Annotated in this window: 21 protein-coding genes and 1 tRNA gene; 11 read left to right on the forward strand and 11 right to left on the reverse strand. The window is 62.8% G+C overall.

From position 1 onward, the window contains the following. Positions 1-215: 215 nt before the first annotated feature. Positions 216-1,439 (reverse strand): phosphoglycerate kinase, encoded by a 1,224-nt coding sequence (locus tag HBNXHr_RS10000; RefSeq protein ID WP_275882014.1) that lies wholly within the window; start codon positions 1,437-1,439, stop codon positions 216-218. Between the two features lie 65 nt (positions 1,440-1,504). Next, entirely contained in the window at positions 1,505-2,515 is a 1,011-nt protein-coding gene (gene gap, locus HBNXHr_RS10005; protein WP_275882015.1) for a type I glyceraldehyde-3-phosphate dehydrogenase, read from the reverse strand. A gap of 222 nt (positions 2,516-2,737) precedes the next feature. Here gap and HBNXHr_RS10010 point away from each other — a divergent pair, with 222 nt between their 5' ends. Further along, the gene (locus HBNXHr_RS10010) at positions 2,738-3,136 is read left to right on the forward strand and encodes an Hsp20/alpha crystallin family protein (RefSeq protein ID WP_275737084.1); all 399 of its coding nucleotides are present in this window, start codon (positions 2,738-2,740) and stop codon (positions 3,134-3,136) included. A 74-nt stretch (positions 3,137-3,210) separates the two neighbouring features. On the opposite strand, the gene HBNXHr_RS10015 is transcribed toward HBNXHr_RS10010, so the two are convergent. The 3 genes from HBNXHr_RS10015 to HBNXHr_RS10025 all read right to left on the reverse strand — a co-directional run bounded on the left by HBNXHr_RS10015 (position 3,211) and on the right by HBNXHr_RS10025 (position 4,984). Beyond that, complete coding sequence (locus HBNXHr_RS10015; protein WP_275737085.1) at positions 3,211-3,348, reverse strand: hypothetical protein; 138 nt, start codon at positions 3,346-3,348, stop codon at positions 3,211-3,213. A gap of 191 nt (positions 3,349-3,539) precedes the next feature. Further along, positions 3,540-4,409, reverse strand: coding sequence for a RimK family alpha-L-glutamate ligase (locus HBNXHr_RS10020; protein WP_275737086.1), 870 nt, complete (start codon positions 4,407-4,409; stop codon positions 3,540-3,542). 44 nt (positions 4,410-4,453) lie between these two features. Then, entirely contained in the window at positions 4,454-4,984 is a 531-nt protein-coding gene (locus HBNXHr_RS10025) for a 50S ribosomal protein L16 (protein WP_275882016.1), read from the reverse strand. A gap of 142 nt (positions 4,985-5,126) precedes the next feature. On the opposite strand from HBNXHr_RS10025, the gene HBNXHr_RS10030 reads away from it, so the two are divergent. Both HBNXHr_RS10030 and hcp read left to right on the forward strand, forming a co-directional pair. Next, a complete protein-coding gene (locus tag HBNXHr_RS10030; RefSeq protein ID WP_275882017.1) occupies positions 5,127-6,119 on the forward strand; it encodes a glutathione S-transferase family protein in 993 nt (330 codons plus the stop codon). Between the two features lie 194 nt (positions 6,120-6,313). Further along, positions 6,314-7,621: a hydroxylamine reductase gene (gene hcp / locus HBNXHr_RS10035; RefSeq protein WP_275882018.1), complete on the forward strand. Its 1,308-nt coding sequence runs from the start codon at positions 6,314-6,316 to the stop codon at positions 7,619-7,621. Positions 7,622-7,771: 150 nt separating this feature from the next. Here the strand turns inward: hcp and HBNXHr_RS10040 are convergent, their stop codons facing one another. The 3 genes from HBNXHr_RS10040 to HBNXHr_RS10050 form a co-directional block, all read right to left on the reverse strand. Continuing rightward, positions 7,772-8,911, reverse strand: a complete 1,140-nt coding sequence (locus tag HBNXHr_RS10040) for a hypothetical protein (RefSeq protein ID WP_275882019.1) — start codon at positions 8,909-8,911, stop codon at positions 7,772-7,774. Between the two features lie 66 nt (positions 8,912-8,977). Then, complete coding sequence (locus tag HBNXHr_RS10045; RefSeq protein WP_275737091.1) at positions 8,978-9,805, reverse strand: MBL fold metallo-hydrolase; 828 nt, start codon at positions 9,803-9,805, stop codon at positions 8,978-8,980. Between the two features lie 128 nt (positions 9,806-9,933). Then, positions 9,934-11,058, reverse strand: coding sequence for a citrate/2-methylcitrate synthase (locus tag HBNXHr_RS10050; RefSeq protein ID WP_275882020.1), 1,125 nt, complete (start codon positions 11,056-11,058; stop codon positions 9,934-9,936). Between the two features lie 165 nt (positions 11,059-11,223). On the opposite strand from HBNXHr_RS10050, the gene HBNXHr_RS10055 reads away from it, so the two are divergent. The 8 genes from HBNXHr_RS10055 (at position 11,224) to HBNXHr_RS10090 (ending at position 19,671) form a co-directional block, all read left to right on the forward strand. Beyond that, a complete protein-coding gene (locus HBNXHr_RS10055; RefSeq protein WP_275882021.1) occupies positions 11,224-11,868 on the forward strand; it encodes a helix-turn-helix domain-containing protein in 645 nt (214 codons plus the stop codon). A gap of 121 nt (positions 11,869-11,989) precedes the next feature. After that, positions 11,990-12,994: a hypothetical protein gene (locus tag HBNXHr_RS10060; protein WP_275882022.1), complete on the forward strand. Its 1,005-nt coding sequence runs from the start codon at positions 11,990-11,992 to the stop codon at positions 12,992-12,994. Positions 12,995-13,087: 93 nt separating this feature from the next. Then, on the forward strand, positions 13,088-14,209 hold the full coding sequence (locus tag HBNXHr_RS10065) for an aminotransferase class I/II-fold pyridoxal phosphate-dependent enzyme (RefSeq protein WP_275882023.1): 1,122 nt from the start codon (positions 13,088-13,090) through the stop codon (positions 14,207-14,209). A 284-nt stretch (positions 14,210-14,493) separates the two neighbouring features. Continuing rightward, positions 14,494-15,456, forward strand: a complete 963-nt coding sequence (locus HBNXHr_RS10070) for an AAA family ATPase (RefSeq protein ID WP_275737096.1) — start codon at positions 14,494-14,496, stop codon at positions 15,454-15,456. A gap of 1 nt (position 15,457) precedes the next feature. Beyond that, positions 15,458-16,483, forward strand: coding sequence for a DUF58 domain-containing protein (locus HBNXHr_RS10075; RefSeq protein WP_275882024.1), 1,026 nt, complete (start codon positions 15,458-15,460; stop codon positions 16,481-16,483). Further along, positions 16,480-18,762: a transglutaminase domain-containing protein gene (locus HBNXHr_RS10080; protein ID WP_275882025.1), complete on the forward strand. Its 2,283-nt coding sequence runs from the start codon at positions 16,480-16,482 to the stop codon at positions 18,760-18,762. Before HBNXHr_RS10075 ends, HBNXHr_RS10080 begins: the two co-directional genes overlap by 4 nt. A gap of 89 nt (positions 18,763-18,851) precedes the next feature. Further along, positions 18,852-19,145 (forward strand): stress response translation initiation inhibitor YciH, encoded by a 294-nt coding sequence (gene yciH, locus HBNXHr_RS10085; RefSeq protein ID WP_004516073.1) that lies wholly within the window; start codon positions 18,852-18,854, stop codon positions 19,143-19,145. A gap of 169 nt (positions 19,146-19,314) precedes the next feature. After that, positions 19,315-19,671: a helix-turn-helix domain-containing protein gene (locus HBNXHr_RS10090; protein WP_275737099.1), complete on the forward strand. Its 357-nt coding sequence runs from the start codon at positions 19,315-19,317 to the stop codon at positions 19,669-19,671. A 782-nt stretch (positions 19,672-20,453) separates the two neighbouring features. Here HBNXHr_RS10090 and HBNXHr_RS10095 read toward each other — a convergent pair. From HBNXHr_RS10095 to HBNXHr_RS10105, 3 genes are all read right to left on the reverse strand, one after another. Beyond that, positions 20,454-20,524: transfer RNA gene (locus HBNXHr_RS10095), tRNA-Gly, on the reverse strand. 273 nt (positions 20,525-20,797) lie between these two features. Then, a complete protein-coding gene (locus HBNXHr_RS10100; protein WP_275882026.1) occupies positions 20,798-21,442 on the reverse strand; it encodes a class I SAM-dependent methyltransferase in 645 nt (214 codons plus the stop codon). 12 nt (positions 21,443-21,454) lie between these two features. Beyond that, a complete protein-coding gene (locus HBNXHr_RS10105; RefSeq protein ID WP_275882027.1) occupies positions 21,455-22,492 on the reverse strand; it encodes a tyrosine--tRNA ligase in 1,038 nt (345 codons plus the stop codon). Positions 22,493-22,605: the final 113 nt, after the last annotated feature.

Here is a 22,605-nt window from a genome sequence, read left to right on the forward strand (position 1 = left end):
TGACCTGGCCGGACCGCCACGCCACGTTCTCGGGTCGTTAGACGACGTTCGCGCCGCCCTCTTAAGTGTTTGTAGAATCCTACTATATTTTCTTCAAGGACGGCTGGCGATCCCCCCGCAAAGACGGATTCCGGAACGGACGGCGGCCGCTACCGGTCCGTGAGACAGGGCAAAAAAACCGCTCGCGCCGACGGAAACGACGTCGAGACGTTCGATCAGTCTGCCTGCTCGATCAGCACTTCGGCGGCCTCGAGTTCCTGGCCGGTCAGGGCGTTGAGGTACGCGCCGCCGGCGATCGAGATGTGATCGTAGTCGTCCTCACTCAGTCCGTACATCGAGAGCGTCCGGGCGGTGTCGCCGCCGCCGACCACCGAGAAGCAGTCGGTGCGACCGATGGCCTCGATGAGTTCGACCGTGCCGTCGGCGAAGCGCTCGTCCTCGAAGACGCCGACCGCGCCCTTCACGAAGACGGCCTCGCTGTCCTCGATGATCGGGACGTACGCCTCGATGGTGTCGTGACCAATGTCGAGGTAGCCGGTCTCCTTCTCCTCGATATCGTCGAGTGCGATCTCGGCCCGCTCGCCGTCGTCGTCCTCGTAGGCGAAGTCAGTGGGGAGTTCGAACTCGTCGCGACGGTTCGCGACGAGGTCCTCGAGGGTGTCCTTGGTCTCGTCCCACTGGTCGTCCAGGAGGTCCATGTCGCCGACGTCCATGCCGACGGGGTAGCCCTCCGCCCGGAGGAACAGTTCGCCGGGCAGGCCGCCGATGAGGAACGTGTCGATGGCGTCGCCCAAATTGTTGACGACGCTGATGACGTCCTCGCTCTTGTTGCCACCCAGGACCATCGTGACCTGGCCCTCGGTCTCGCGGGCGCGTTCGGCCACGCCGGTGTTGTACTCGTACTCGGCCTCCATCACGCGGCCCGCGTAGGCCGGCAGTTCGAGGGCGAACCCGACCGTCGAGGCGTGGGCGCGGTGGGCCGCCGAGTAGGCGTCGTTGACGAAGGCGTCGAAGTACGGCGACAGCGTCTGGACGAAGTCGCTCTTGGCGTGTTCTTCGGGGGCCTTCTCGGGCAGTTCGTCGTCGGCCATCCGGGTGTTCTCGAGCAGGAGAATCTCCCCCGCTTCGAGGCCCTCGATCGCCGCGATAGCGTCGTCGCCGTAGATGTCCTCGACGAACTGGATCTCCTTGCCGACGTACTCTTCGAGGATCTCGGCGTGCTGGTCGAGCGAGACGAAGTCGTCGCGGCCGGGCCGACCCTGGTGGGCCATCAGGACAACCTTGTTGTCCCGATCGGCGAGTTCCCGGACCGTTTCGGCGTAGCGGTCAAAGCGGTGATTGTCCTGGACGACGCCGTCCTCGACCGGCGAGTTGAGGTCGACGCGGACCAGGACGCGCTGTCCATCTGCGAGGTCATCAAGTGTGTTGAATGCAGCCATGATTGGTGCGTGTTGTATGCTGAAGAAATTGCGGCCCTGTACACGACGGAGGGTGGATCCGGTGATCAGACGATGTCTTCGGCCAGCCGCATCATCTGGGACGTGTAGCCCATCTCGTTGTCGTACCAGGCGAAGATCTTCGCGAGCTTGCCGCCCTGGACCGTCGAGGTCTTGCCCAGGTCGACGACCGAGCCGTACTGCTGGCCAACGATGTCACGCGAGACGATCGGGTCGTCGGTGACACCCATCGAGCCTTCGAGTTCGCCGGCCGCGTACTCCTCGAACGCGGCGTTGATCTCCTCGACGTCTGGGTTGCCGGGCAGGTCGACGACGATCTCGGTGATCGAACCGCTCGGGACCGGGACGCGGATCGCCATCGCCTCGAACTTGCCCTGCAGTTCGGGCAGGATCTGCGGGGTCGCGGTCGAGGCCCCGGTCGTCGTCGGGACGATGTTCTCGGCGGCCGCGCGACCACGCCGGGTCTTGGACTTGGGGCCGTCGACGATGGCCTGGCTGCCCGTGTAGGCGTGGATCGTGGTCATCTCGGCGGCGTCGACGCCGAACTCCTCAAGCAGGACGTGCATCGGCGGCGAGACGCTGTTAGTAGTACACGACGCGGCGGAGACGACGTCCTCGCCGTCGTACTCGTCGTCGTTGACGCCGTAGACGAACTGCGGGACGGGCTTGTCGCCCTTCGGCGGGGCGGAGATCAGCGCCTTCTCCGCGCCGGCGTCCAGGTGGGCACTGGCCTCGTCCTTCGTTCGGAAGATGCCGGTCGACTCGATCGCGACATCGACATCGAGGTCGTCCCAGGGGAGTTCCTCGGGGTTCTGGATGTTGAGCAGATCGATCTCGTTACCGTCGACGACCAACGAGTCTCCCTCGAGAGAAACATCGTAGGGGAGGGTGCCCAACGCGCTGTCGTATTTCGTGAGATACTCCATCTTCTCGAAGTCCATCACGTCGTTGATCCCGACGATCTGGACGTCGTCGTTCTCCAGGGCTGCACGAAGGGTACAACGGCCGATTCGACCGTAACCGTTGATCCCGATGCGGACCGGATCGCTTGCACTCATAGTTATCTAGCTCCAATCGAAAGATGCGGCAGTATTGAGTAAATGTTTTTCGATATGCGGCTGTGAAGGACGACACTCTCACGATTGTCTGGCGTGAAGGCTGTATATATCACTATATTCGCGAACAAATATACGTACGTGCAGTCGGGTTGGCTCTCGGAGTGTCCGGTCGATATTTCGGTTGTCAGAAGGCTTTTGACGCGCTCTCTCCTACCTATGAGTATGCGACGAGACGATCGTGACGACCCGTTTGATGATTTCTTCGCAGAGTTAGAGCGGATGATGAACGACATGATGAGCGGCGAGTTCGACATGCACGTCGAGCGCCGCGATCCGGACGCACCCGCTCAGTCGAATGCGATCCACTTCGATGTCTACGAGGAAGGCGACCGTCTCCGGGTCGTCGCGGACCTGCCCGGGGTGTCCAAGGACGCGATAGATCTCAAGTGCGACGGCGAACAGCTCACGATCGACGCAGCGGGTACCCAGCGGGAATATCACGATCGGGTCGACCTGCCCACCCGCGTCGACGAACACACTGCCGACGCCAGCTACAACAACGGCATCCTCGAAGTCAGCTTCGAGACCAGCGGGGATTCGGCCGATATCGACCTGTCCTGACGGCGTCGCTGTTCGCTTTGTTCACACTCACGATCTGACGAACGAAGGGGGATCAATGGACTGACGCGGAGTGGCTATTCTCGCCACTCGTGTCCACAGGAGTCACACTCGTAGTATCGCCAGTCCGTGCCGCCGGGTACCGCCCGCTGTTCTACCTTCGTTCGATCCTCGCTCCCACATGCCGGACACCGGTACAGCTGTAACGCTGACATGGTAATGCAGTATTGTGCCTGATTAATAATAGTATTTTTGTATCGATGTGTTACCTGTTGTATGGGACACCAGTTTATCGGAAATAACCAACGTCCCATCATGTTGTGGTTGTCAATGACACACACTGAAATATACGCCAATATATAATACTTTCAATACAATGGCGGTGGCCCGCCTACCGGCAGACCGATCAGCGTCGACCGCCCTGTCGGGCCGTCCGTCGAATCGTCGCCGCAAGCCGATCCCAGAACCCATCATCGTAGTGTTCGGCGTCGATCGTCGGGCGGGCGTTGGTTTCGGTCACCAGGACTCGGTCATCGGTCACGAGCAGATCGACACCGAGCAGCGGAATGGCCATCACGTCGGCGACGGATTCGGCCACCGCTCGGCATTCGTCGTCCAGATCGACCGGTGTCGGTGTCCCACCATTGTGGACGTTGTGCTTCCATCGGTTCGTCTCGGCCGCTTCGGGAAGCCGTCGCTCGACCGCACCGACGTACTCCCCATCGAGCAACATCACGCGATAGTCGCGGGCGTCCGGGATGTACTCCTGAAGGAGAAACGAGCGGTCGTCGGTCGCGCGGTAGTCGTGGACCAGATCGAGGTAGTCGGCGATCCCCAGAAACGAGTCGAGATCGTGTGCCAGGGTGACGCCAGTGCCACGCGACGTCGAGTTCGGCTTGACGACCACGGGCGGATCGAACCGGTCGAACGCCGCGACGAGTTCCTCGCGGTCGACCGGATTCGAGATCATCACCGTCCGGGGGACGGAGATACCGGCGTCGGCCAGTCGTTGTACCGTTCCGGCTTTGTTTCGCGAGCGGAGGACAGCAGCCCGATCGTTGAGCCAGGGGACCGAGAGTGCCGCCGCCGCGACGCCGCCTTCCATAAGTCGTGGCGGAAAGACGTAGCCGACGTCGACGTCCGGGAACGGGTCGCCCCCGAGGGAGACCGTCCGTTCGCTCGTCTGCAGCGCGAGGACCTCGATATCGCGGTCGGCAAGCGGCTCCTGGAGGCGTTCGTAGGATTCGGCCTGGGTCGGGACCGCGAGCCGGAGCATACGCTCACTCGGGGGAGCAACCCGGAAAACTGTTCGGTCCGGCCTCAGGCGATCAGCAACTCTTCGCCGCGCTCGACCTTGATCCGGCAGGGCGGGGTGATCTTGTTGTACGCACGGCGGAACGCTTCCTTGACGGCCTCGGCCTGCTCGACGTCACAGTAGGCGGTGAAGAGTCGCTCGCCGGCCTGGACGCGGGCGGCCGTGCCGACGATCTTCCCGAAGGACTGGCGCATGCCGTCGGACACACGGTCGGCTCCCGCACCGGTCGCCTGTTTGTTCTCCCGGATGACCTGGTGGGGGAACTTCCGCAGCGTCATCGTGTAGTTGCCCTCGCCGAGTTCCTTGATGAGGTGGCGGTTCGCCGAGAGGCGGGAGGCCTCCATCGAACCGTGACGAAGCTGGACGGTCTCCTCGACGACCAGCGAGATCTGGACAGGATAATCATCAGGATCGGCGTTCGTATCGCCCATCTGGTGCTGTGCGATCTTCGATCCGGGGATGCCGGTGATATATTCGCGCCGGGTATACGACGGCTTGTCGATGTCGCGGTACATCGACGCAGGTTTCTCGGACATGAATTCTCTTGGTCGAAGAGAGGGAAAGCGTTCAAATAAGGGCTTCGAAGCCCGGCGGGGAGGCGTCGGCGTCTCACAACACAGCGGTAACATCGACGTCACTGCGACGTTTTTGTGTACAGCCCTCCAACAAGCGATTACCATGAACATGCTCGTCGAGGGCGAGTGGCGCACCGACGCCTACCAGACGACCAACGAGGACGGCGCGTTCGAACGCGGGACGACCGCGTTTCGGGATCGCATCGAGGACGACCCGGACGCGCGGTTCCAGCCCGAAGCCGGCCGGTATCACCTCTACGTCTGCCGGGCCTGCCCGTGGGCCCACCGGACGCTGATCACGCGCAAACTCAAGGGGCTGGACGAGGCGATCACGGTCGACTACGTCGACCCCTACCGCGGCGAGGACGGCTGGCAGTTCACCCCCGAGAAGGACGGCTGCACGCCGGACACGGTCAACGGGAGCGACTACCTCCGGGAGGTCTACGTCGAAGCCGACCCCGACATGACCGGCCGCGTGACGGTGCCGGTCCTCTGGGACAAACAGGAAGATACCATCGTCAACAACGAGTCCGCCGAGATCATGCGGATGCTCGATACGGCGTTCGACGGCACCGTTGGCGCCCACGACGTCGATCTCTACCCCGAGGGCTATCAGGCGGAGGTCGACGAAATCATCGAGGCCATCTACGAGCCGATCAACAACGGCGTCTACAAGACGGGCTTTGCGGACTCCCAGGCGGCCTACGACGAGGCTGTCGAGGAGCTTTTCGACGCGCTTGATCACTGGGATTCGGTGCTGGCCGACCAGCGCTATCTGGCGGGCGATCGGCTGACCGAGGCGGACATCGCGATGTTCACCACCCTCGTCCGATTCGACGAGGTCTATCACACGCACTTCATGTGCAACCACAAGCTGATCCGGGAATACGACAATCTCTGGCCATACCTGCGTGATCTCTACCAGACCCCGGGGGTGGCCGAGACCGTCAACATGGATCACATCAAAGAGCACTACTACACGACCCACCCGGACGTCAGCCCCAAACGGATCGTTCCGAAAGGACCCGATCCCGACTTCACGGCATCGCACGACCGGGACGCGCTTCCCGGCGGCCCGCCCGCAGACCTGGACTGAACGACTCCGGGGCCAGGAACAGCATTATTTTACAATAACGTCCATGGTTCTGGACGAATACGAAGTTCCGTCGGAGCACCGTTGATGTCCGGTCACCATACATAAACGACCGGGGCGAACATCTTCGACCGCATTCCCGGACAACGGGGAGTTGCTGGATGGTGTTTATAGGTGGGACTGCCAGTTGCTCGTGTATGATGGACTGCCTGCAGTGCGAGCAGACGTTAGACGGCGGGTGTACGACCGCCGGCGTATGCGGCAAGGACCCGAACCTGGACAGCGTTCAGGAGACGATGATCCTCGGCGCGAAAGGTGTCTCCGCCTACGCCCACCACGCCCGCGAAATGGGATACGTCGACGAAGGTGTCGACGCGACCGTCCACGAGACGTTGTTCCACACGTTGACGAACGTCAACTTCGACATGGACGAGACCATCGGCCAGGCACTGGATCTGGGGTCGGCCGCCATCGACGCGATGGAACTGCTCGACGACGCCCACACCGAGACACTCGGGACACCCGAACCCGCCGAAGTGCCCGAAAACCAGGTTGCGGGCAAGTCGATCGTCGTCACCGGCCATGATCTGTACGCCCTCAAGGAACTGCTCGAACAGTCCGAGGGCGAAGGGGTCAACGTCTACACCCACTCGGAGATGCTGCCGGCCCACGGCTACCCCGAACTCGCGAAGTACGACCACCTCAAGGGCAACGTCGGGGAAGCGTGGTTCGACCAGCAGGACCTCTTCCGTGAGTTCCCCGGGGCGATCGTCGGGACCTCGAACTGCCTGATGCCGCCGTCCGGCAGTTACGCCGATCGGTTCTACACGACGACGGTCGCCGGGCTGGAAGGAGCGACCCACCTCGAAGACGGCGACTTCTCGCCGGTCATCGAACACGCCAAGGAACTCCCCGAGCCGGACGCTGGGGAGTGGAACAGCGACGAAACCCTCTCGACGGGCTTCTATCACGAGACCGTCCTCGACATGGCCCCCCAGATCGTCGAGGCCGTCGAGGAAGGCAAGCTCCGGCACTTCTTCGTCATCGCGGGCTGTGACGGCCCGACCGACGGCCGTGAGTACTACCGCGAACTCGCAAAGAGCGTGCCCGAGGACTGCGTCGTGCTCACCACCGGGTGTGGCAAGTTCCGGTTCAACGATCTGGAATACGGCACCGTCCCAGAGACGGAGATTCCTCGCTTTATCGACCTGGGGCAGTGTAACAACTCCATCTCGACGGTCAAGATCGCGGCGGCACTGGCGGAGGCCTTCGACTGTAGCGTCAACGATCTGCCAGTCAGCATCGTCCTCTCGTGGTTCGAGCAGAAGGCCGTCGCGGTCCTGCTCGGGCTGTTCGACCTGGGCATTCAGAACGTCCGGATCGGTCCGACGATCCCCGAGTGGCTCACCGACGACGTGGTCGAACTCCTCAACGACGAGTTCGGCCTGCAAGCCGTCGGCGATCCCGAAGACGACCTCGCCGAGATGCTCGGCGAACCAGTCTAACCGCTTCTGTTCGTCGGGAACGTACGGTTGACACTCGAAGGAAAGCGGCCTACGGCGGAACGGAAGGAGAGCAGCGGAACGATGATCGCAGGCGGGGCGGTTTCGACGAAGTATCGAGCGGTTCGCGGCGTCGGACTGTTTTCTCGGAACTCACCCGATGACCGAGGACAGCTGTTCGCGCCACTCGTTGAGTTCCTCGATCTCGCTTTCGACGCTTTCGAGTCGATCGGCCAGGTCGCCGTCATCGCCGAGTTGCTCGGACATCGCTTCGACCTCCTCGCGCAACCCATCGACCTCCTCGTCGAGGCTGTCGACCGTCTCGTCGATGGAGTCGACCTCCTCATCGAGTTCCGTGACTGTCTCCGCGTTGGACGTGACCGTGTCTTCGACCGATTCGACGTCACCGGACATCGACTCGAGTTCGCCCCGAACGTTGTCGAGTTCACCCTGGAACTCGTCGAGTCGGCCCTGGAACTCGTCGATGAGTTCCTCGCCCTGGCCGTTCTCCTCTAGGAACTCTTCGAGTGCGGAGGTATAGGCCGCCAGATCACTCATCTCGTTTTGGAGATGCTGGATCCTGGCATCGACGGCGCTGCCGTCGGTATCGCCGCCACCCCCGCCGAGATCGAGTTCCTGTTTGAGCACGCGAAGGGCGGCGTCGTCGACGGCATCCTGGCGGATCTCCGCGGCGAGTGTCTTGGCGACGGATCCGGGCTGCACCTGGCCGACTGCGTCGTCGCCGCCGTCGCCATCTGGGGACTCTGTATCACCCGTCTCGCCGGAATCGTTCGGATCGGCGAGGTTGAGCGTCTCGATCTCCTCGTCGTCGGTCTCTTCGAGGCCCGGGACGCTATCGCTGTCGCCGGCGATCACGTCACGGACGACGTCGCTGCTGGCGTCGTCGACCAGATCACCCTCGTCGTCCAGTGGCGGATCGACGGACTCGATCACCGGCTCGGTCAGGAACTTCTCGACCTCGTCGGTCCCGGTGGCACGAATGCCGTAGACGGTCGTGTATTCCGAGTCGGCGTCGATCTCACGTTCGAACGTGATCTCGTCGTCGTCGATCGTCCAGTACTCGCTGCCGTACTCGGGATGGAACCCGAGGTCCTCGACGGCCACGTCCTCGGGCACGTCGTCGCTCAGCGTCACCGTGACGGGTTCGATGCGCTGGGACTGGATCCGAAACGCGATCGCCGGCACCGGAAACTCGTCGGCCTCGAACTGTTTGACCACCGTGACCCCCTCTCCCGACACCGTCACCGCCTCGTACGCCTGCGTGTTGCTCATACCCATATGTGGGTTAACCATTCGTATTAAAGTTACTTCCGTCCTCCAGGATTGACGCCGCCCGGGTTAGAGATCGATCCGGTCGCCGATCTCGACAATATCCAGTCGCTTTGGATACGGAAACGACCGGACGTGATCGTACAACGCCGTCGGATCCGCCGTCATCCCCTTCCACATGTCCCAGTGGCTCGGCAACAGCGCATCCAATTCGAGTTCGTTAGCCGCTTCGACGATCATGTTCTCGTCGTTGTACCACCGCGTGCGCGTGGGCGTCTCGCCGATGGCGTCGGGTACCATCCCGACGCTGCCGAACGCCAACACGCCCAGATCGATGTCGAATCGCTCGCCGATGGACTCGAAGGCACCCGGTCGAGCGTCCCCGCCGTGGAAGAACGTCCCCGCTTCGTGCTCGATGACGTACGAGACTGGTTCCTCGGCGTCCGGGTCGTTGGCATCCGCAACGTGAAGCGTGAACGCGCCGATCTCGATGGTCTCCCCGATCGAAACCGAGGATAGCTGGCCGTCGGCCACGTCCCACTCGTCGGTCCACCCCGCTTGCTCGGCGACAGCGAGGCTCGCGTCCGGTGCGTAGAAGGTCGCCCCCGTCTCCGCGAGGATCGGGGCCTGGCTCGGCCCGTGGACGTGATCGACGTGGTCATGAGTCACGACGATCGCGTCGGCCGCCGCCACATCCCGTGGATCGAACGGAACGGGGAGCATGCGGACTGTCCGCGGTGGATCGCCCGTCCCGAGATACGGGTCGATGAAGATGGTCGTCCCTGCCCCGTCTTTGAGAACGAATCCATTACAACCCAGATACCAGATTGCGACCCCGTCGGGAGTCGTGTTCTCGATAGCAGCCGGCAGCCACTCGCCCCAGTCTGAGGTGACCATACGCTGGACTCGACGGCCGGCCGACTAAGCGTTTTGGAGCCAGCCGGCCCCGATCGATCCGGCACGACCAGCCGTCGAGCACCACCGGAAGCGACCCGACAGCCGGATAGTGCCACGCAACCGACGCACTATCGATCGCCAAGCGGAACCCACTGGCGGTCGTGCTCGCCGACGAAGGTGCTCCGCGGGCGGATCAGCCGGTTGTCATCGAGTTGTTCCAGACAGTGCGCGCTCCAACCGGCGACCCGCGAGACCGCGAACGTCGGGGTGAACAGTTCCGGCGGGATCCCGACGCCGGACAACAACACGGCGGTGTAGAACTCGACGTTCGTATCGAGATCCAGGTCGGGGCGGTGTTCGGCCAGCACGCCCCTGGCTTCGGCCTCGACAGTTTTGGCGTGCGCGAAGAAGTCGTCTTCGCCCTCGTAGAACGCAGCGGCGGCGTCCTCCAGCACGGCCGCCCGCGGATCGCGCGCGCCGTAAACCCGATGCCCGAAGCCCATCAGTCGTTCGCCGGCCTCGAGTCGTCCCGCGAGTTCGGTCCGGATATCCTCGGTGTCTTCTAGCGCTTCGAGCATCTCCAAGACGAGATCCGGTGCACCGCCGTGGAGGTCCCCGCGGAGGGCACCGATCGCGCCGGTGATCGCCGAGACGAGTTCCGACTCCGTCGACACGATCGTCCGGGCGGTAAAGGTCGAGGCATTGAGGCCGTGATCGACGACCGTAGAGAGGTACGTCTCCAAGCCCGCAACCTGTGCCTCGGTGGGTTCCTCGCCGGTCAGCATGTAAAGGTAGTTGGCCGCGTGGCCGAGATCGAGTCTGGGCTCTAAGGGCTCCTGCCCCTGGAGCACCCGCCAGTAGGTCGCCGTGATCGTCGGCAATCGGGCGATCAATCGGAGCGCGTCGGCCTCGGGATCGTTGGGCTCGACGGCCGTGGCAGTCGCCGCGCCCATCCGGAGGGCAGCCATCGGTCCAGCCCCGCGCTCGGCGGCCGCAACGACGGCGTTGTAGCAGGGTTCGGGCAGCGTCCGATACGAGCACAGTTCGTCTTCGAAGTCGGCGAGTTCGTCGGCGTCCGGCAGCCGGTCGTACAGAAGGAGGTAGACCGTCTCGGGGTAAGTCGCGTTCGCCGCGAGTTCCCCGACGGGGTAGCCCGCGATCCACAACTGGCCGGCCTCGCCGTCGATGTCGCTCAGCTGCGTCTCGGTGACTGTCACGTCCGCGAGTCCGCGGTGTATTTCCTCGTCACTCATTGCCCGCTTGTACTGGCTCGGAGGGTAAAACTGTGGGCGACTCGGCACGCCAGGCCAGGTGGCCGCCTGATTCGATCCGGACCCACTCGAAGCTGTCGATCCAGGGGCTAAAATAGCCGTTTGAGCCTCCCGACGTGTTTTACTACGCGAGGAGAAGGCGTGTGTATGACGTCGCTGCTGCCATTGAAGTCTGCCACGCAGTCTAGAGATCGTGATCTCGACCCACAGCTTCTCGGTCTCACAGAGGAGTCCGCGGGCGACATCCTTTCGGCGATTTCGTCACTGACTGCACGACGGATCCTCGACATACTGTACGACGAGCCACGTCCCACATCCGAGATCGCGACGACACTCGACTCATCGGTCCAGAACGTCAGCTACCATCTCGAACGGCTGGAAGACGCCGATCTCGTCGAAGTCGTCGATACGTGGTATTCAGCCCAGGGTCGTGAGATGGATGTCTACGGGCCAACTAATAGCGCCCTCGTCCTCTATACGGGTGCCGAGACGGTACCGCCATCGCTGAAGCGCGCGCTCGGCCGGAGTGTCGGTGGGATCGGTGCTATCGGTGTTATCAGCGCACTCGTCCATTTCCAATGGACAGAAACCGGTCCGTTCGCTCCGTCTCGTCGGGTCGCACCGATTGGGGCTCAACCACCGGAACCGACCATCCAAGAATCGATTATGAATTTCATCACGGGCCCGGGCGGAACACTCCTTACAGCCGGTCTGGTGGTCATTGCGGTGTGCCTCCTCTGGTGGTACTGGCGACGATACCGGCCGGCCCGCCAGCAAGCGCAATCTATCTGAGAGCGCCCCTTCCATACCGTTTGGTTTTGCCATTCATGTGATCGATCAGTGCGTCCCAGGGACTCAAAGGCGTCTTTGAATCTGGGATACCACCATACGTACCCCTCCCGTGTAGTATTGTATGCGACGCAGAACGTTCCTCACAACAGTTGGAGTCGGCATCACAACCGCGGCAGCAGGTTGTAGCTCCCAGGCACAGTCAAACGAACCCTCGACAGAGACTGACGGATCGACTGACGATGCAGATGAACGGAGTACGAAGTTGGGGACAGACGAATCACCAGCCGAAGACACGACGACCACCGCCCACGAGCGGAGTCGTATCGAACGCGGTGAAACCACAGAACAGGTACTTGGAAACGACTCACTCACAGAGAAGGGACTCCGCAGACCCCATCACGTCGCGCTGACGAACCAGACCGAGGAAGAGCGAACAATTTCGCTGTCCATTCAGGGGGCCGAGACGGCGTCGCTCGACGAGCAGTACATACTCGAACCGAACGCCACGGTCTCGATATCGCTGACTGATCTCGATACGTACACTGTCCGCGCGACCGCACTGCATTCAGAGGCCACCGAGTCGATGTCGATTGAACCGTCTCAGTTTACCTGCAACGTGACCCGAACGTCGATCAATCTCACGGCTGCAGGAGCGTTCGAGTCGATGACCACGTCCACACGCATGGCCTGTCCGGGGGTCAGTACGGAAGACATCGCGGCCGACAGCACCGTTTCGAAAACGCTCGGCGATGGGGAGCCACCGGCGGACGGTGGAGATAACGCTCACAATATCGTGATAACGAACCCGAGCAGCGAGACCTGGACGGTTCGAGTCATCCTCCAATCCGAGACGACATCCCAGCTCGACGGGATCTACACGATCGAACCTGCTGGGAAGAGTCGGTTGACGCTAACCGAAAGCGGTACCTACGATATTGACGTGTGCGTTCTCGAAACCGGTGTCACAGAAACGATCAACCTCACCGCCGAAAACTTCGACTGTAACGTCTCCACAACGCAGGTCGGTGTCGATTCGGAGGGGACCCTCGACAGTACGACCCTCTCGACGCTGATGGCCTGTGTCGGTGACAACGAGACGGACTCCGCGAACAATTCGTCCACATAAACCCCCTCGAGTCGCCCTCCTCTCAGCACGTCCCAGCCTCGATCGTCTCGATCCATAGCAAGGATTATCGCCCCCGCGGCCCCGAAACCGTGTATGACCCACTTTTCCGACCGTGTCGAACAGGTTTCGATTTCCGGCATCCGCGAAGTCTTCGAGGCGGCGGACGAGGACGCGATCAACCTCGGACTCGGCCAGCCTGACTTCCCTGCGCCCGAAAATGCCCGCGAGGCGGCCGTCGAGGCGATCCGCGCCGGCGACGCTGACGGCTACACATCCAACAAGGGCACGCCGGAGCTCCGGGAAGCCATCGCCGCAAAACACGCCCGGGACAACGATCTGGACGTCGATCCCGCGAACATCATTGCCACCTCGGGCGGCAGCGAAGCCCTCCACATCGCCCTGGAAGCCCACGTAGATGCCAACGAGGAAGTCATCTATCCCGATCCGGGCTTTGTCTCCTACGAGGCACTGACCCACCTCGCCGGGGGAACGCCCAGGCCAGTCGGCCTCCGTGAGGATCTGACACTCGATCCCGCCGCTGTCGAGGACGCGATCACCGACGACACTGCCGCCTTTGTGGTCAACAGCCCCGCCAACCCGACCGGGGCAGTCCAGTCACCCGACGACATGCGCGAGTTCGCCCGGATCGCCGACGAACACGACGTGCTCTGTATCTCCGATGAAGTCTACGAGCACATCGTCTTCGAGGGCGAGCACCGTTCGCCGCTTGAATTCGCCGAAAGCGACAACGTCGTCGTGATCAACGCCGCCTCGAAGGCCTACTCGATGACCGGCTGGCGACTCGGGTGGGTCACGGGCAGCAACGAGCGCATCGAGCGCATGCTGCGGGTCCATCAGTACGGCCAGGCGTGTGCGAGCGCGCCGGCTCAGTACGCGGCCCAAGCGGCCCTCTCGGGGCCCCAGGATCGCGTCACGGAGATGGTAGAGGCTTTCGAGGAGCGACGGAACGTCCTGCTCGATGGTCTCGCCGACATGGGACTGGAGACGCCAACACCGAAAGGTGCGTTCTACGCGATGCCGAACGTGCCCGACGGCTGGGTCGAAGAAGTGATCGACCGCGGTGTCGTCGTGGTGCCCGGCGAGGCCTTTGGCGAGGGCGGGGAGGGGTACGCACGGATTTCATACGCGACGGACATGGAACAGCTGACGGAAGCGATCGACGTGATGGCGGCGGCGACGGCAGCCGTTCGGTAACGACTGGTGGCAGTAACGCCGACGGACCCAGGGTCGGCAGTACTGCCCAAACTATCACAAAGGAATATCATCCAGTCGATACTCCGACCGTGACCCACAAGTACGCAACCCGCATATACAATCACGTACAATCATGGGACGTGCTCACAGCCGTCGAGTGACTGGGATCGGACTCACCACGGGACCATCCCGCCGATGTTCGAACGTCGCCGCGGGCGAACCGAACCACGCCCTATTCGCGAGACAGGACAGAACGGCTCGTGATCGAGTCGCTACCGCAATCAATGACTGACATCGAATCGAGAGCAGCCGGGGCGGAGCGCGAACTCGATATCGACGATGTCGGCGAGATCGCCGACAGTGTTGTCGAGAACGTCGAACGCGTCATCGTGGGGCATCGCGACGCGATCGAACACATTCTCACGGCGCTGTTCGGCCGCGGACACGTCCTCCTCGAAGACGTGCCCGGTGTTGGAAAGACGATGCTGTCACGCGCGATCGCGGAATCGTTCGACTGCTCGTTCAAGCGCGTCCAGTTCACCCCGGATTTGCTCCCCTCCGACGTGACGGGGGCGAACGTCTACAACCAGAAGACCCAGACCTTCGAGTTCCGGTCCGGGCCGATCTTCGCCAACGTGGTCCTGGGCGACGAGATCAACCGCGCGCCACCGAAGACCCAGAGCGCGCTACTCGAAGCCATGGAGGAAGGCCAGGTGACGATCGACGGCGAGACCCACGCCGTTCCCGACCCGTTCGGCGTCATTGCGACCCAGAACACCGTCGAGCGAGATCGTACATACGACCTGCCGATGGCCGAACTCGACCGGTTCATGAAGAAACTTGAACTGGGCTATCCGACGGCCGACGAGGAGTCCGCGATGCTGGAAAGCGTCGTCGGGACCCATCCGATCGAGACCGTCGAACCCGTCGCGACACTCGAAGATCTGGAACAGATCCGGGCAGTGACCGCAGACGTCACTGTCGAGGACCCGATCCGGACGTACGTGACGCGGTTGGCCCGGTATACGCGCAACCACGCCGAACTCGGTGCGAGTCCACGCGCCTCGGTGCTGTTGCTCCGGGCGGCCCAGGGACGGGCGGTCCTGAACGGCCGGGAGTACGTCGTGCCGGACGACATCCAGGCCGAGGCCAGCGTCGTGTTGCCCCATCGGATCCGGAGCGGGGCCGTCGAGAGAACCGCGGGTGACCTGGTCGCCGACGCAATCGAAAGCATACCCGTCGAGTGAGATGAGACTGACAAACCGCGGTTGGGTGACCGTCGGCGTCGCCGTCGCCGCCTTTCTGATGGCGTGGCTGTTCGGTGCACGATCGCTAAACGCCGTCGCAGTCCCGGCGGTAGTCGCCGTCGTCGCCGCGGCCGCCCAGCTCAAGCTGGCCGATCGGCCCGCAGTCAGCCGGTCGAACCCACACGCTGGCTTCCCCGAAGAAACCAGGGCCGTCACCGTCGAGGTCACCGGTACCCGTGGGACGATCATCCACGCGAACGATACGCTGTCACGGGGGTTGTCTGCCACCGACAACGGATTCTCGGGAAGCGTTCCGGTCACACACACCTACGAGATGGCGCTGACGGAACGAGGACGGCACGCGATCGGTCCGCTTTCGGTTCACCTCCGGGACGTGTTTGGGTTGGTCAGCCACGAGATCGAAATCGGCGAGGCGACGGACGTGATCGTCTATCCCCAGATACACGACGTCACCGGGTCATCTGCCCTCGCTGCCGAGCTCGAACGAAATCGCCGACCGGAGCGCCAAGAGATCGACCAGTTGCGCGAGTACGTCCCGGGCGACCCGTTGCGGGACATCGACTGGAAGTCCTCAGCCAAACGACTGCCCGATCTCGTCGTCACGGAGTTCATCGGCCGGGAGACCATGGGAACCATCGAGATCACCATCAGCACTGACCGGGAGACGGCAGACAGGGCGGCCAGTGCGGCCGGCAGCGTCGCCCTGTTTTTTTCCCACGCCGGACTCGAAGTCGGTCTGACCGCGCCGGACGGTAATCTCAAACCATCCCGGGGGGAGACACATCGAAGTGAGCTGTTGCAATTACTGGCCGAAACCGGACCGGGGACACTCAATGACCGGGTCCGGACTGACGCCGACATCCGCGTCGTTGGAGACGACGGGGCGGTCACCGTCGATGTCAACGGCCAGGTGACCACCTACGAGGACATTCGCTCGACAGCGGCCCGGGATCGCACGCCAGTCGATCGTCAGAGAGCCGGGACATCGGGGGTGACGGTCACGTGAGCGTCACTGGTCGTGAGCAGAACCCGGGGAGAGACGGTCAGACGGGCATCACAGGTCGTGTTCGGGACATCACGCCCGTTCGGCTCCTCGCCCTGGGTGGCGCTCTCCTCGTGATCGGGTCGTTTGTCGGTGTCGTCCACGATGTTGTCGACGTGATCAGCGACCCGGGTCTGTTACAGCTTGTGGTCGCAGTGACATTCGTCGGTTCGACGATCGCCGCCCGATATCTTACCGTCCGGAAGGCAGTCGTCCTCGCGGTCGTGTTGCTTGCGGGTAGTCTTCAATGGTATCTGCTCGGATTATCCGGGGCGACGCTGTGGCCGTGGCCACACATCCAGTACACGATTGCCCTCCTGGCCGGCAACTCGGTCCTGGGGATCGTCAATCTGGAGGCATGGGTAATCGCCGTAACACCGGCTCCGATATTCCTGGCGTGGTATCTCGCCGTCCGCCGCCATTACGCCCCGAGCGCAGCCATCGGCGGGACGACGTTGCTGTTTTTCGTCCTCACGGGCGACGCCGGGGCCGATCTGACGCTGCTGGGCGTTGTGGGCGTCGTCACACTCGTCGGCGCGGGCGAGCTTGATCGGCTCGGAGCATCGATCGGCGAGACGGATATCGTCGCGACAGTCGTCGCCATCGCCATCGTCGCCTCGGTGACCATATCGATCGTTCCGGCCGGTGCCGCCTTCTCGTTCTCGCCCGACAGCGGTCTGAGTGATTCGGCTGCAGTCAGTTCCAGCGCTGCCCCCAGCGATGGGACGCTCGAAGGAAGCCTCCTCAGTGCATCCGAGGAGTTATCGATCCAGGGGAGCCTGGAACTCACATCCGAGCTCAGATACGCGGTCACGAGCAACAAGGGGAGTTACTGGCGCGTGGCCGCCTACGATCTGTACACCGGCGACGGCTGGGTTCGGCGTGGCGGGACTGGTTCGACCGACCAACGACTCGGCTCACCGCCGGATCGATCCCGAACCGTCGAGCAAACCTACCGGGCGATCACCGAGATCGGTACGATGCCTGCCGTGTGGCGACCGAGTGAGATCTCGGGGCCGGCAGCCGAAAATGCCCGGGCGACCCGACTCGGCGGCCTCCAGCCGATCCAACCACTCGCGGCCAACGACTCCTATCGGGTCACCAGCGAAGTGCCGATCGCGACCGCCTCGGAACTCCGGGACGCCGGCGAGGCATATCCCGCCTCCGTCAAGAACCAGTATCTCCAGCTCCCCGACAGCACGCCTGATCGCGTCGCCGAACGGACCGAACAGCTGACGGGGAACGCCGACAATCCGTACGACACGGCCCGCGTGATCGAACAATGGCTCGAATCCAACCGTGAGTACTCACTGAACGTCTCGAAGCCGTCCGGGACGACTGCCGATTCGTTCCTCTTCGAGATGGACCAAGGGTACTGTACGTACTACGCGACGACGATGGCGACCATGTTGCGAACCCAGGATATCCCCGCCCGGTTCGTCGTCGGATACACGTCCGGCCAACGCGTCGGGGAAGACGAATGGCTCGTCCGCGGCCACAATTCCCACGCCTGGGTGGAAGTGTACTTCCCCGACGTGGGGTGGATCCGGTTCGATCCGACACCAGCCGGACCGCGCGATTCGACTACCCAACAGGACCTCGAATCAGCACGGGCAGCCAACGAGTCAAACGTCGATACCAACCGAAGTCAGGGCGGCGAGTGGACTCCCACGCCGACCGAAACCGAGACTGAAGCGCCCGAGACGGACGACCAACAGACGGTCCTCGAGGAGAGAGAGCCCTCGGTCCCCGAATACTACGGCCCTGACGCGGAACTCAACGGGAGTGAATTCCCCGGCGGCCAGTTCAACGCAACCGCCACCGACCGGACCGACACTGCCAACGAGAGCGAGGGGCGCAGAGACAATGAGGGAGGCCTCGTTCCCGGACTCGAACAGCTGACGCTGGCTGCCCTCGCCATGTTCGGGTTCGCCGGCGTTGCCCGCCGAAGCGGACTCACGGACCGTGCGTACCGCGCGGTCTGGCTCCGGTGGCAACCCCGCGAGGAGCCGGCGACTGACGTCGAACGTGCCTTCGATCGGCTCGTCTACCTGCTCGAACGCCGCCACCGCAAGCGCCACCCCGGCGAGACCGTCAGACACTACCTCGATGCTGTCGATGCTGACGAACGCGCCAGACGTGTCGCGACGATTCGTGAACGGGCCCGGTATGCCGACACCGTCGACCGGGACGCCGCCGACGAAGCGGTCGAACTGGTCGACGAACTCGTCGGCGATACGTGATTGAATGTCCGGTCAATCGGAGTTTTGCGGTGATCTGTGGGGTAAATCCCGACAGTGTTTTGTACCAAGATTCCCAACAGCAGATTGTAATGTCGGAAGTCTGCTCGACGTGCGGGTTGCCTGAGGAGCTCTGCGTCTGTGAAGACGTCGCCAAAGAATCCCAGGAAATCAACATCCGCATCGACGAGCGCCGTTACGGGAAAGAGGTAACGATCATCGAAGGGTTCGATCCGAAAGACGTCGACATGGACAGTCTGTCTTCGGACCTCAAATCGAAGTTTGCGTGTGGGGGGACTGTCGAGGACGGCCAGATCGAGCTCCAGGGCAATCACACCGGCCGCGTCGAGGATTTCCTCCGTGATAAGGGCTTCAACGTCGCGTAATTGATCCTCGGTTCTACCGCGTTTCGCCGGTGACCAGTCGCGGCTTCTTCTCGGATGAAACGTGACGAGCAGCCTCTACTCCGCAGACCCGTAGCCGAGCCCACAGTCGGCCGCGTGAGGAGTATGTTTATCACGATTGCGGACATACGCTGACAGTGACGGACATCACATGCCGATTCAGCTCGATCCGGACGACGATACAGAGACACCACGGGTCAAGCCGGGGACGAACGCACAGGCACTCCTGGCCGCCCTTCTCGATCATCCGGACATGGGATTCACTCCGAAGGAACTCTCGGAACTCACGGACGTCCCACACGCAAGCGTCCACAAGACACTTTCGCGGATGCGAGAACGTGGACTCGTCCGGAAGATCGACTCATACTGGGCGGTCGCCGACGACGTGGCAGCTTCGGAAGTTGCCTCCGCCGTTAGTCTCCAGAGTATTCAGGAAACGTACGGCGACGACGCCTACGGTGACGATGAATGGGTAGCGGACGCCCCCGATCTCGGGGACAACGCGTAGCAATGGCCTACGCCCAGGGAAGCCATCTTTTTCGTCGTCGGGTGTCCTCGCTCACTGCGTTCGCTACGGGCACCGCGTGGCGACTTCGTCGCCACGGCATTCAGTTGCGGGCCCATGGGCCCGCAACCCTCTCCTTGAAAAACATGGGTGAAAAAGACCGCCTCCGCCGTCTTCGACGGCTCCGGCGGTGAAATCCCTCACTTCGCCCGTCTTTCGAGCCTCGCCTCACTTCGTTCGACAAGACGCCGGCCGGGAGTTTCCCGAACGGAGTGAGGGAAACGTCGATAGACGAGCGAAGTGAGTCTATCGGGAGTGAGCAAACGCGAAGCGTTTGCGATCTACGGGCGGCGTCCCGCCGAGCACACGAGGCGGGACTCGGGAGCTGTGCTCCCGGCGCATCGAATGACGACTGAAAGGAGGAATGAGATGCGCCGAAAGACTCACTTCATTCGTCTTTCGAGCCCTGGTTCACTCGCTTACGCTCGTTCACCAGGACGCCGGCCGGGAGTGAGCGGATTCTCCGAATCCGCGAACGCCGAACGACGCGAGCGTCGTTCGGAAATTGAACCCGATGCCAGACGTGCTCGCTCCGCTGAGCGCGTCTGCCGTGATTCAATTCCCTCGTACCGCATACACGGCCCTCACGAATTGTTCGGGCCGAGAGATGCGCCGGCCGGGAATTGAACCAGAGCCAGACGGTCGCTCACTTCGTTCGCGCTGCGACTGGCAGGGCTCAATTCCCGCAAAACGCATTTGCGGCTCGCGGTTTGCTCGCCGCAAAATGCGCCGGCCGGGAATTGAACCCGGGTCGAGAGCTTGGAAGGCTCTTGTCATACCACTAGACCACCGGCGCTCGTTCACTGCGTTCACTCGCGCCGAGCATCGACGGACTCCGTCCGTCTCAACACCGGCGCGCTCGTCACTTCGCTCCTCGCGCGCCGAGGATCGCAAATCCTCCGGATTTGCTCACCACCGGCAGACTCGTTTTGCTCGTCTGCCGAGCCTTGCCTCACTTCGTTCGGCAAGACACCGGCGCTCGACTGCAACGGGACGGGCACACTTCGGCCCGTGTCGAACCCGCGTTCGCATCCGGACGTTATCCAGCCCTCGTTAAGGGTGTTTCCTTTCAGCGTGACGCCGGACTGACGGTCCCATAGCAGTTCCCATTCGAGAGCTCGAACGCATCGAGCGAAAGCTGACTCGCTTCGACATCCGCCTGGAACTCTGCAGGCGCGTAGATATGATAGAATCGCGGGACGGTCTCGCCACCGGGCAGCGTCCACTCGACAGTCGTATCGAAGCCCATCTCGGCATCTGGCGGTGCGTCGAAATTGTCGTGGGTGATGCTCCAGGCGCTGACGAACGCTTCCCCGTCGGGATCGAGCACCCGCGCGAGTTCGTCTAAGCTTTCGATCCGCGCTTCCCGGGATGGCAGGTGGTGCAGCGTCGCGATGTAGAGAGCCAGATCGACGCGATCGTTCGTGATCGGGAGGTTCGACGCATCACCAAGCAGGAAGCGACCATCCGGGACGCGCTCGGTCGCAGCATCGAGCAGCGATCGACTCACGTCCACACCCACGACTCGATCGGCGCGCTGCTTCAGGATCTCGACGTGGCGGCCGTTGCCACAGCCGACGTCGAGACCCAGGTCCGCGTCGGCGGCGTCGGCGACGAACGCCTCGACTTCCGGCCACGGGTTCACCCGGGTCTTCGAGAAGTGCGTGCCGATGTGGTCGTACGTGTCTCGCACGTCCGCGCGGGAGCGATCCATTTCGATCCTCGATCAATCGTACTTCTCTGGGTATGCCTCGGCCAGTAGCTCCGGCTGGGATTCGAGACGCTCGCGGATCGGATCGACAATGTCTCCGATGTACTCGCCGGCGGCGTTCTTGAGATCCTGGGGGTGGAGTTCCTCGCTGACGAAGTCGTCTTCCAGTTGGGCGTAGGAGTCGTAGGTGAGGTTCCCGCCGTATTCTTCGGGGCGCTCGACGACGAAGGCCTCCTCGCGCTCATCGAGAATCGGGAACACGAGATAGCGAACGTACTCCAGAACGCCGTTACCTTCGACCTCGCCCATCGGGCAGTAGGCGTCGCCGATCTTCTCGACGACGGTGTCGGGATCGTCCGTGAGCGCGACCTTCGAGGACTCCTCGGAAGCGCTCATCTTCCCGCCCGTCAGGCCGGAGAGTAGCGGCGCGAAGACGCAGGTCGGGGCCTCGCCGCCGTGTTCGGGCAGGATCTCGCGGGAGAGCATGTAGATCCCACGCTGGTCGATCCCGCCGTAGGCCACGTCGGCGTCCAGGGCGTCGACGTCCAGGGTCTGCATCAGGGGATAGACCAATCCACCCAGGTTCGGCGAGTCCGATTCCCGGACGACCTCGCTCGCGGCCCGCTGGGCGCGGGCGATCGTCGTCTCGGCGGTCATCCGCAGGAGTTCCAGTGTGTACTCCGAATCGAGTTCGAACTCGCGCCCGCGCACGAAGGTGATCTGCTCGGGATCGGCCCCGGCGGCCTCGACCATCGCTTCGATTGTTTCCTGGTAATAGGCAGTGCGGGCCTCCAGCAGGTCGAAGGGGCTCTTTGCGTCGTCGAGGTGGGCGTGCAGGTCGGCGATCAGCACCGTCACGTCCATCCCGGCGTGCAGGAAGTCGGCGAGTTTCCGGATCGTCGTGAAGTGGCCGATGTGCATCTCGCCGGTCGGGGCGTAGCCGATGTAGACCGACGGCCCCTCGCGGTCCTCGAACAGCTCGCGTAACTCGTCCTCGGTGACGACCTCGGCGGTGTTGCGGGTCGCCAGGTCGACTCGCTCGTCCGTGTCCATACGCGTTCGTCCGGAGTCCGTCCCTAAAACGATTCGTTTCCCGCTCGAAGCGTGCTTGTCAGCCGTCACTGTTGTCTGTTCACCTCGATAGAGCGCTCCGACCGACGCATGCA

Origin of the sequence: Halorhabdus sp. BNX81 (assembly GCF_029229925.1) — an archaeon.
In the GTDB taxonomy this organism is placed as follows: Archaea; Halobacteriota; Halobacteria; order Halobacteriales; family Haloarculaceae; genus Halorhabdus.

Coding starts and splice junctions, on each gene's coding strand:
- HBNXHr_RS10000 (WP_275882014.1), bottom strand. CDS start 1,439: ATGGCTGCATTCAACACACTTGATGACCTCGCAGATGGACAGCGCGTC.
- hcp (WP_275882018.1), top strand. CDS start 6,314: ATGATGGACTGCCTGCAGTGCGAGCAGACGTTAGACGGCGGGTGTACG.
- yciH (WP_004516073.1), top strand. CDS start 18,852: ATGTCGGAAGTCTGCTCGACGTGCGGGTTGCCTGAGGAGCTCTGCGTC.
- HBNXHr_RS10060 (WP_275882022.1), top strand. CDS start 11,990: ATGCGACGCAGAACGTTCCTCACAACAGTTGGAGTCGGCATCACAACC.
- HBNXHr_RS10070 (WP_275737096.1), top strand. CDS start 14,494: ATGACTGACATCGAATCGAGAGCAGCCGGGGCGGAGCGCGAACTCGAT.
- HBNXHr_RS10010 (WP_275737084.1), top strand. CDS start 2,738: ATGCGACGAGACGATCGTGACGACCCGTTTGATGATTTCTTCGCAGAG.
- HBNXHr_RS10025 (WP_275882016.1), bottom strand. CDS start 4,984: ATGTCCGAGAAACCTGCGTCGATGTACCGCGACATCGACAAGCCGTCG.
- HBNXHr_RS10065 (WP_275882023.1), top strand. CDS start 13,088: ATGACCCACTTTTCCGACCGTGTCGAACAGGTTTCGATTTCCGGCATC.
- HBNXHr_RS10040 (WP_275882019.1), bottom strand. CDS start 8,911: ATGAGCAACACGCAGGCGTACGAGGCGGTGACGGTGTCGGGAGAGGGG.
- HBNXHr_RS10075 (WP_275882024.1), top strand. CDS start 15,458: ATGAGACTGACAAACCGCGGTTGGGTGACCGTCGGCGTCGCCGTCGCC.
- HBNXHr_RS10015 (WP_275737085.1), bottom strand. CDS start 3,348: ATGTCAGCGTTACAGCTGTACCGGTGTCCGGCATGTGGGAGCGAGGAT.
- HBNXHr_RS10050 (WP_275882020.1), bottom strand. CDS start 11,058: ATGAGTGACGAGGAAATACACCGCGGACTCGCGGACGTGACAGTCACC.
- HBNXHr_RS10030 (WP_275882017.1), top strand. CDS start 5,127: ATGAACATGCTCGTCGAGGGCGAGTGGCGCACCGACGCCTACCAGACG.
- HBNXHr_RS10105 (WP_275882027.1), bottom strand. CDS start 22,492: ATGGACACGGACGAGCGAGTCGACCTGGCGACCCGCAACACCGCCGAG.
- HBNXHr_RS10090 (WP_275737099.1), top strand. CDS start 19,315: ATGCCGATTCAGCTCGATCCGGACGACGATACAGAGACACCACGGGTC.
- HBNXHr_RS10045 (WP_275737091.1), bottom strand. CDS start 9,805: ATGGTCACCTCAGACTGGGGCGAGTGGCTGCCGGCTGCTATCGAGAAC.
- gap (WP_275882015.1), bottom strand. CDS start 2,515: ATGAGTGCAAGCGATCCGGTCCGCATCGGGATCAACGGTTACGGTCGA.
- HBNXHr_RS10100 (WP_275882026.1), bottom strand. CDS start 21,442: ATGGATCGCTCCCGCGCGGACGTGCGAGACACGTACGACCACATCGGC.
- HBNXHr_RS10055 (WP_275882021.1), top strand. CDS start 11,224: ATGACGTCGCTGCTGCCATTGAAGTCTGCCACGCAGTCTAGAGATCGT.
- HBNXHr_RS10020 (WP_275737086.1), bottom strand. CDS start 4,409: ATGCTCCGGCTCGCGGTCCCGACCCAGGCCGAATCCTACGAACGCCTC.